This window comes from Bacillus sp. BB51/4 (genome assembly GCF_008368845.1).
GTDB classification, from domain to species: Bacteria; Bacillota; Bacilli; order Bacillales; family Bacillaceae_G; genus Bacillus_A; species Bacillus_A wiedmannii.
Genome location: NZ_QOSC01000020.1, coordinates 48741 through 58229 on the forward strand (window position 1 = coordinate 48741; position 9489 = coordinate 58229).

Sequence of the window (9489 nt, forward strand, 5' to 3'; positions counted from 1 at the left end):
GAAAAGCCCGGCTGTTGCCGAGCTTTTTTTCGCTATAATCATCACTGTCATTTCTTTTGAACATGAAGAAAACTTTCAGCAATTAATAAATCCTCTGGAGTCGTCACTTTAATATTATAGTAACTCCCCTCTACTACACCTACTTGCTTCCCGATACGTTCTACGAGGCTTGCATCATCTGTACCAAGGAAACAACCCTGTTTTGCACTTCTGTGAGCTTCTAACAAAAGAGAAACAGCGAACCCTTGTGGTGTTTGTACAGCTTTAAGCTGAGATCTTTCTACCGTTTCGACAACGATACCCTGCTCTACTTTCTTAACTGTATCTTTCACTGGTACCGCACAAATGGACGCTCCATATTTTTCCGCTGCAGTTAATACATCTTGAATTACTTTATTCGTTACAAATGGACGCGCGCCGTCATGTACAAGAACATACTCAACATCACTAGTATACTGAATGGCGTTATATACACTATCTTGTCTTTCGGCTCCGCCCTGAATAAATTGTACTGGCTTTTCAATCGGGTACTTCTGCATTAATTCTTCAAAATACGGACGTTCTTCTTCGTTAATTGCCATAATAATACTTTTGCATGCTTTATCTTTTTCAAAAGCACGTAACGTATGCACAATAATCGGTACTTCATTAATAAGTAAGAACAACTTGTTTTTACCAGCACCCATCCGCTTACCTTGACCAGCTGCTGGAATAATTAATGTATACATATTAATAATCCTCTACTTATAATGCTTTTTCTAATAATTTACGTTTGGCGAAAATCATACGCCCAGCCGATGTTTGTAACACACTAGTAACAAGCACATTGAGTTGTGAACCTACATATTCTCTACCATCTTCTACTACAATCATCGTGCCATCATCTAAATATGCAACACCTTGATTTTGTTCTTTTCCATCTTTGACAACATAAACACTCAGTTCTTCACCTGGGAGTACAACAGGTTTAATTGCATTAGCTAAATCGTTAATATTTAACACCGTTACCCCTTGTAATTCAGAAACTTTGTTTAAGTTGAAATCATTCGTTACTACCGTTCCACCAGTGATTTTCGCCAACTTTACAAGTTTGCTATCCACTTCTTGAATATCATCGAAATCGCCTTCATAAATTTCTACCGGAATTGGCATCTCTTTTTGAATACGATTTAAAATATCTAATCCTCTGCGACCACGATTACGCTTTAAAGCATCAGAAGAATCGGCAATGTGCTGAAGTTCTTCTAACACGAATTGTGGAATCACAATTGTTCCTTCTAAAAACTTTGTTTGGCAAATATCAGCAATACGCCCATCGATAATTACACTCGTATCGAGAATTTTCCAATGAGTTGTAGATTCTTCTACCTCAGTTTCTTCATTCTCACTATTATTATTTTTCTTCTTCCCACGTTGTGGTAATGTAAATAATCCTAGCAATTCATTCCTCTTTTTAAACCCTACTTGGAATCCTAAATATCCAAGTAAAAGAGTAAAGAACACTTGCAACACTGTACTAATAACTGGAATTGTAAATTCACGAATTGGTATTAAAATTAAATATGCAACAATAAGACCAGAGATTAATCCTAATGTACCAAATAAAACATCCGCTACAGGCGCCTTTACAAGAGCCTCTTCAATATGCTTAATAAGTTGAACAATATAATCTACAAGCCAAAATGTTGTTAAAAATAAAATAATTGCACCAATAATTGCACGAACATACGATCCTTCCAATAATGGAACAGCACCGATGTCTAATACATTAATAACTTTTGGGATTAAGTAAATCCCTAACGCTCCGCCAATTACTAGAAAGAAGAGCTGTACAATCCGTTTTAACATCGAACCACCTCCTACTCATTATTAACCATTGTTTCGCTAATCAAAACGCCGAATGCAAAAGCGGACGTGTTTTTTTATAAATAGTTTTATTTACCAATATACCATATCATATACCAAAAATGTTCTAGTGTCGTTATATTATGGAATCAATGTAATATTCTTAATTGTGTCTACTCATATAGAGATGCTCTTGGATTCTTTTTAGGCCTTCTCGTATTTTCTTCGCCCTGACTTCTCCAATTCCTTCCACATCATCCAATTCATTAATAGTTGCTCGACAAACACCTTGCAAGGTCTTAAATCGATTAATTAAATTTTCAATGATAAGTGGCGGAACGCGCGAAATTTTACTTGTGATTCGGTATCCTCTCGGCGTCACACTTTCTTCTAAACTCATTTGTCCTGGGTAGCCAAGCAATTTAACTAAATCGCTATCCTCTAGAAGTTGTGTATTCGCAAGATCTTGTAACTTTTTCAAAATTTGATGATGGTCTTGTGTTTTTTCTTGATAATAATCTTTAATTAATAACGCTGCCTCTGCCTCTAAATCAGCTAGTAGTTCTGTAAGTTGTAAACGAATTAACCTACCTTCTGTTCCTAGCTCATGAATATAGCTCAATATTTCATTTTTAATCCGCAGTACCATTTCAACACTATGTAACACATGAACCACCTCGGACATTGTAACGACTTCTTCAAATTCTAGAATGCCCAAATTCGTAATACCATCATTCCATACAGCCTTATATTTTTCTAACGTTTGAATAGCTTGGTTTGCCTTTGTTAAAATAACACCTATATCCTTTAGTGTATAACGTAAATTCCCTTGATATAGTGTAATTACGTTACGTCTTTGTGAAATAGCCACAACGAGACTACCTGTCTGCTTTGCTACACGCTCTGCCGTCCGGTGGCGCATACCTGTTTCAATAGAATCAATAGATGCCTCTGGAACTAACTGTGCATTTGCAATTAAAATTTTACTTCCAGTTTCATTTAAAATAAGTGCCCCATCCATTTTTGCTAATTCGTATAAACTAGCAGGAGAGAATGCACAATTAATGTGAAATCCCCCATCAACAATACTTTTAATTTGTTCATTATACCCAAGAACAATTAGTCCCCCTGTTTGTGCGCGAAGCACATTATCTATCCCTTCGCGCAGTGGTGTTCCTGGGGCCACGAGCTGTAAAATATTAATCATACTTTTGACACGTTGCTTGTTTTCTTCCATAGCCTAGCCTCCTAATGTCAAACGAAGCGCTTCCCCTAAATTAGATACACCTACTACCTCAATCCCATCCGGAATTGTCCATCCCCCCAAATTTTTTCTAGGAATAATAGCACGTTGGAATCCTAATTTAGCTGCTTCTTGTACACGTTGTTCAATTCTTGATACTCTTCTTATTTCTCCAGTTAATCCTACTTCTCCTATTACTGCATCAGTTGGTGTCGTAGGTTTATCTCTAAAACTTGAAGCAATACTTAAAGCCACAGCTAAATCAATTGCTGGTTCATCTAATTTCAAACCACCTGCTACTTTTAAATATGCGTCTTGGTTTTGCAATAATAAACCTGTTCTTTTTTCTAGCACTGCCATAATAAGCGATACACGGTTATGATCAATTCCCGTCGCCATTCTTCGAGGGTTTCCAAAACTAGTAGGGGAGATTAATGCTTGTATTTCTACTAAAACTGGTCTTGTTCCTTCCATTGAGGCAACTACTGTTGATCCTGCGACTCCAACGGGTCTTTCCTCAAGAAAAATTTCAGAAGGGTTTAAGACTTCCGCAAGACCAAGCTCTTTCATTTCAAAAATACCCATTTCATTCGTGGAACCAAAACGATTCTTCACAGCTCGCAAAATACGATATGTATGATGACGATCTCCTTCAAAGTAAAGAACTGCATCGACCATATGTTCTAACATACGAGGTCCTGCAATTGCCCCCTCTTTTGTTACATGTCCGACGATAAAAATAGGAATTCCTTTCGTTTTTGCAAGTTTCATTAATTCCGCTGTACATTCACGTACTTGCGCTACACTTCCTGGGGCTGACGTCACTTCAGGTAAATGTATCGTTTGAATAGAGTCAATAACAACAAAAGCTGGATTCATCTCTTCAATGTGCGCTGCAATTCGCTGTAGATCCGTTTCTGCTACAACAAATAGATTACTACCCTTTACATGCAAACGATCTGCACGAAGTTTAATCTGCTTTGCTGACTCCTCACCTGATATGTATAGTACATCATATGAAGAATCTGCTAATTGCGATGAAATTTGTAATAACAATGTTGATTTCCCAATCCCAGGATCTCCACCAATAAGTACTAAGGATCCATCTACAATCCCACCACCAAGTACACGGTTAAACTCTTGGAATTTTGTTTCAATACGTGCCTCAGATTTTGTTTCTACTTCTGTTAGGCGTCTTGGTTTTGTTACTTCCGATTGAATTGCATTGGCATAATTAAGGCGTCTTGATGATACAACCGGTTCCATCTCTTCAACAAGCGTATTCCATTGACCACAACCAGGGCATTTCCCCATATATTTTGGTGACTGATAACCACACTCTTGACATGTGAATTTTGTTTTCTTTTTAGCCATATCGTTTTATATTTCACTTCACTTTCATCTATAAACAATTTATCCTTCTCGTACAAGAAAGAGGGCTATCTCGTAGCCCTCTTAGTTTGTCTATACTTATTTTACCTTTTCAGCACTATGAATGACAAATGATTCCCCTTCAACATCAAAGATAACTTTTTGTCCTTTCTCAATAGCACCTTTTAAAAGTTCTTCCGATAGTCTATCTTCTACATGTTTCTGAATTGCTCTACGAAGCGGACGAGCACCGTATTCTCGGTCAAATCCTTTATCAGCAATGGCTGAAATCGCTCCTTCTGTTAAATGCAATTCAATCTCTTGCTCTTTTAAGCGCTTCACTAACTGATTCACCATAAGTGTTACAATCTCTTGAATATGTTTTTTCTCAAGCATATGGAACACGATAATTTCATCAATACGGTTTAAGAATTCTGGACGAAATGCCTTTTTCAGTTCATCCATTACTTTACCTTTCATATCTGAATAATCGCGGCTCTCATCTTGTACGTTAAATCCAAGATGTTTATTACGTTTTAACGCATCTGCACCAACGTTAGATGTCATAATAACAATTGTATTACGGAAATCAACTGTACGCCCTTTAGAATCCGTTAAGCGACCATCTTCTAATACTTGTAGTAAAATGTTAAACACATCAGGATGAGCTTTCTCTACTTCATCTAATAGGACAACTGAATATGGCTTACGGCGAACCTTTTCTGTTAATTGTCCACCTTCTTCATATCCAACATATCCTGGAGGAGATCCAACTAAACGAGAAGTCGAATGCTTCTCCATGTACTCAGACATATCGATGCGAATCATTGCATCCTCATCACCGAACATAGATTCTGCTAATGCTCTTGCTAGTTCTGTTTTACCTACACCTGTTGGTCCTAAGAAAATAAATGAACCAATCGGACGTTTCGGATCTTTCAATCCTGCTCTAGCACGACGAACAGCTTTCGCTACAGCTACTACCGCTTCATCTTGACCAATAACACGGTTGTGAAGAATGGATTCTAAGTTTAATAATTTATCAGTCTCTGTTTGTGCAAGTTTAGAAACCGGTATACGAGTCCACGTAGAAACGACATTTGCAATATCTTCTACTGTCACTTCTGAGTTTTCTTTTCCTTGTTGCTCTTTCCATTGACGCTTCGTATCTTCTAACTTTTCACGTAAGCGTTGTTCCATATCACGTAAGGAAGCAGCTTTTTCAAATTCTTGACTTTGCACAGCTGCATCTTTTTCTTTTCTAATTTCCTCAAGCTTTACTTCAAGCTCTTTTAGATTTGGTGGTGTTGTATAAGAGCGTAAGCGAACCTTTGAAGCGGCTTCATCAATTAAATCAATTGCTTTATCTGGTAAGAAACGATCTGTAATATAGCGGTCTGAAAGCTTTACAGCTGCATCGATTGCATCATCTGTAATAGATACACGGTGATGCGCTTCGTAACGATCACGTAAACCTTTCAAGATTTGAGTTGATTCGTCTAAACTTGGCTCATCAACATGAATTGGTTGGAAACGTCTTTCTAAAGCCGCGTCTTTTTCAATATATTTACGATATTCATCTAAGGTTGTCGCCCCGATACATTGTAACTCTCCGCGTGCTAAAGATGGTTTTAAAATGTTCGATGCATCAATTGCACCTTCTGCTCCACCTGCACCAATTAATGTATGAAGTTCATCAATAAATAGAATAATATTTCCAGCTTGACGGATTTCATCCATAACTTTCTTTAAACGATCTTCAAATTCACCACGATATTTCGTTCCAGCTACAACTGTACCCATATCTAGTGTCATAACACGCTTATCTCTTAATGTTTCAGGAACTTCATTATTTACAATTTGTTGTGCTAATCCTTCTGCAATTGCCGTTTTACCTACACCAGGTTCTCCAATTAATACAGGATTGTTTTTTGTTCTACGGCTTAAAACTTCAATTACACGTTGAATTTCTTTACCACGACCGATAACAGGATCTAGACGATTTTCACGTGCAACAACTGTTAAATCACGTGCTAAGCTATCCAGTGTTGGTGTATTTGCATTCGTTGAAGAACCACCTTGGTGACCTGAACTTGCTTCATTACTTCCGAGAAGTTGCAATACTTGTTGTCTTGCCTTATTTAGGCTAACACCTAAGTTATTTAAAACACGTGCTGCTACACCTTCACCTTCACGGATTAAACCAAGTAAGATATGTTCTGTTCCAACGTAAGAATGACCTAATTTACGAGCTTCATCCATAGACAACTCAATAACCTTTTTAGCACGCGGTGTATAATGTACAGTTTGAGAAGCTTCTGTTCCGCGTCCAATTAACGCTTCTACCTCTTTTTGAACCTTCTCTGGACTTAATCCAAGAGCAATTAACGCTTTTGCTGCAATTCCTTCACCTTCGCGTACAAGCCCAAGTAAAATGTGTTCTGTTCCAATATTATTATGCCCAATACGAATTGCTTCCTCTTGAGATAAAGCTAATACTTTCTGTGCTCTTTCTGTAAATCTTCCAAACATCATAGAAATCGCCTCCTACTTGCGCTTAGTTTTTTTCAATACGTAATCGCTCACGGATTAAGGTTGCTCTTCGATAATCTCTTTCTTCTGGTCCTAAAGGTCCGCCTGCATATTGTTGTAAAATGCCTGGTTGTGTAAGAACCATTAGCTCAGTCAAAATATTTCTCGATACACCTTTTATATATCCTAAATCAATACCAAGTCGTACATCTGATAAGCAAGTGGCCGCTTCTGCAGATTGAATTAAACGACTGTTTGCTAGTATGCCATAAGAGCGATAAACTTTATCTTCAAGCTCAATACTTGAATTTTGTACAATTAATTCTCTAGCCATTTTTTCTTGCTGTATGATTTGTTGAATGACACTCTTTAAATCTGCAATAATATCTTCTTCAGATTTTCCTAGCGTCATTTGATTTGACACTTGAAATATATTACCTAACGCTTCGCTACCTTCACCGTATATTCCTCTTACTACTAACCCTAATTTTTGAATTACTTGTATAATGCGGCTAATTCTTTTCGTTAAAACGAGTCCCGGTAAGTGAAGCATTACGGAAGCCCTCAATCCTGTACCAACGTTAGTAGGGCAGCTCGTTATATATCCAAGTGATTCATCAAAAGCATATTCAACCTCTTCCTCTATCCAATTATCTATTTGATTGGCACTTTGAAGGGCCTCTGATAACTGCAACCCTGAAAATAAGCACTGTATCCTAATGTGGTCTTCTTCATTAAGCATAACACTAATATGTTCGCTTTCTGATAATAGACATGCTCCATATTCTGTGCCTGCAAGGTTAGGACTAATTAAATGCTTTTCAACTAATACTCTCCTTTGAAGAGGCGTTAATTCATTCATTTTTAATAGTTCAAACTCTCCAAAAGGTTCTACCGTTTTATTTATAAATTCCTTTTTAAATAATTCATGAATCTGTTTAGCTTCTTCTTCGTTTTGCATAGTAGAGAATTGATATTTTTTAAAATTACGAGCCAAACGAATTCGACTACTTAAAACAATATCCGAATCAGGGCCATCCCCCTTCATCCATGGACTAATCGCTTCATTCATAATTTTGTCCAGTGACATAGAACTATTCCCCCTCTCTATGCTCACTAAGCTGATTTTCAAGACCTCGAATTTTATCCCTTACTTCAGCAGCTTTCTCAAACTCCTCTTTCTGTACGTATTGTTTCAGAATGAGTTTTAGTTCATCTAATTCTTTCTTTAAGTGAAGATTTCCTTCTATACGTTCCGGAATTTTTCCACAATGATCTGTATGTCCGCCGTGCAGACGTTTTAATAATGGCTTTAAATGTTCCTTAAATGTATCGTAACAAGAAGCACATCCAAAGCGTCCCACCTTTGTAAATTGCTCAGATGTCATCTTACAATCTGGACACCTTAATATACTTGTATTCGAAAGCCCGTTTTGTCCTTCTTCAAACATTGTTGATTCACCGTGTAATAACCCAGCAAATAAATCATGGAATGAAAAGTTAGACTGCGGTGATTGAAAGAAAGACGTATAGCCACTTTGTTCTGCACATTGCTCACAAAGATGAACTTCCGTCTTCTGTTCGTTGATTACTTTTGTATAATGTAAAGTTGCTGGTCTTATATTACAGTTTTGACAAGTCATCACTATCCCCACCTTTACAATAGGAACGATCTATCTGATAGTACTTTTCATACATTACTAGATTGTTCACTTTCCTTTATTTGTTTAAATAAAAGTGCGTGTTCTTGTTTCAAAACCTCTACAATATTTAACTGCCTTATCTCTTAGTTATTATTCTTTTACAAAAGCTATATTTATTTATATTTCAGTGTTCTTAACATTGCGCATAATATTCGAGCCCTAAGTTCATCTCGAGAAGGAACATCCATTGATAATACAGAACGATCTAGTACACTTAACATAAGTTTAGCTTCACGATTTGTTATGATGCCCTCTTCTATTAAACGTATAATCATACTCTCTGCATTCCCTTGCGCAACGCTATGATCAATCATATGAAGCATTTGATCGATCATGTCTATATCGTCATGCAGTTTGACTTTTATAATGCGAATGTAACCTCCTCCACCACGTTTACTTTCTACAACAAATCCTCTTTCTATCGTAAAACGGGTATTGATTACATAATTGATTTGAGATGGTACGCACTCGAATCGATCCGCAATCTCATTTCTTTTGATTTCAATCACATTATTATTACTTAAGTCAATAACTTGCTTTAGATATTGCTCAATGATATCAGATATATTTCTCATTTATCCGCCACCCTTATTGACTTTGACTATCTTTGACTTTAATTATATACGTATTAATAAAATTTGCAACTCTTTTGCTTATTCACTATCCTAGCCACATTCCCCTGTATTTAATCAAAATAATAATTATTTAAACACATTTTTTAATTACTATGGATTATAAAAGAAAACACGAAAAAACACGAGTCATTTGACTCGTGTTTAGTTGCTTGGCGACGTC

At 36.8% G+C, this 9489-nt stretch carries 8 protein-coding genes; all 8 read right to left on the bottom strand.

All coding sequences use genetic code 11. The features are described from left to right. Nucleotides 1-47: 47 nt before the first annotated feature. On the bottom strand, nt 48-728 hold the full coding sequence (ispD, locus tag DN392_RS26150; protein WP_000288298.1) for a 2-C-methyl-D-erythritol 4-phosphate cytidylyltransferase: 681 nt from the start codon (nt 726-728) through the stop codon (nt 48-50). A 16-nt stretch (nt 729-744) separates the two neighbouring features. Then, entirely contained in the window at nt 745-1848 is a 1104-nt protein-coding gene (locus tag DN392_RS26155; RefSeq protein WP_000919686.1) for a PIN/TRAM domain-containing protein, read from the bottom strand. A gap of 160 nt (nt 1849-2008) precedes the next feature. Next, nucleotides 2009-3082 carry a DNA integrity scanning diadenylate cyclase DisA gene (gene disA, locus DN392_RS26160; protein WP_000392165.1) on the bottom strand — a complete coding sequence of 358 codons (1074 nt, stop codon included), beginning with the start codon at nt 3080-3082 and terminating at the stop codon, nt 2009-2011. A 3-nt stretch (nt 3083-3085) separates the two neighbouring features. Beyond that, nucleotides 3086-4462, bottom strand: coding sequence for a DNA repair protein RadA (gene radA, locus DN392_RS26165; RefSeq protein WP_001085204.1), 1377 nt, complete (start codon nt 4460-4462; stop codon nt 3086-3088). Between the two features lie 96 nt (nt 4463-4558). Continuing rightward, nucleotides 4559-6994 carry an ATP-dependent protease ATP-binding subunit ClpC gene (gene clpC, locus DN392_RS26170; RefSeq protein ID WP_000971181.1) on the bottom strand — a complete coding sequence of 812 codons (2436 nt, stop codon included), beginning with the start codon at nt 6992-6994 and terminating at the stop codon, nt 4559-4561. 22 nt (nt 6995-7016) lie between these two features. Continuing rightward, on the bottom strand, nt 7017-8081 hold the full coding sequence (locus DN392_RS26175) for a protein-arginine kinase McsB (protein WP_061672638.1): 1065 nt from the start codon (nt 8079-8081) through the stop codon (nt 7017-7019). Between the two features lie 4 nt (nt 8082-8085). Next, entirely contained in the window at nt 8086-8634 is a 549-nt protein-coding gene (locus DN392_RS26180; protein ID WP_000128406.1) for a protein-arginine kinase activator protein McsA, read from the bottom strand. 173 nt (nt 8635-8807) lie between these two features. Then, nucleotides 8808-9269, bottom strand: coding sequence for a transcriptional regulator CtsR (gene ctsR, locus DN392_RS26185; RefSeq protein ID WP_001244556.1), 462 nt, complete (start codon nt 9267-9269; stop codon nt 8808-8810). Nucleotides 9270-9489 lie beyond the last annotated feature (220 nt).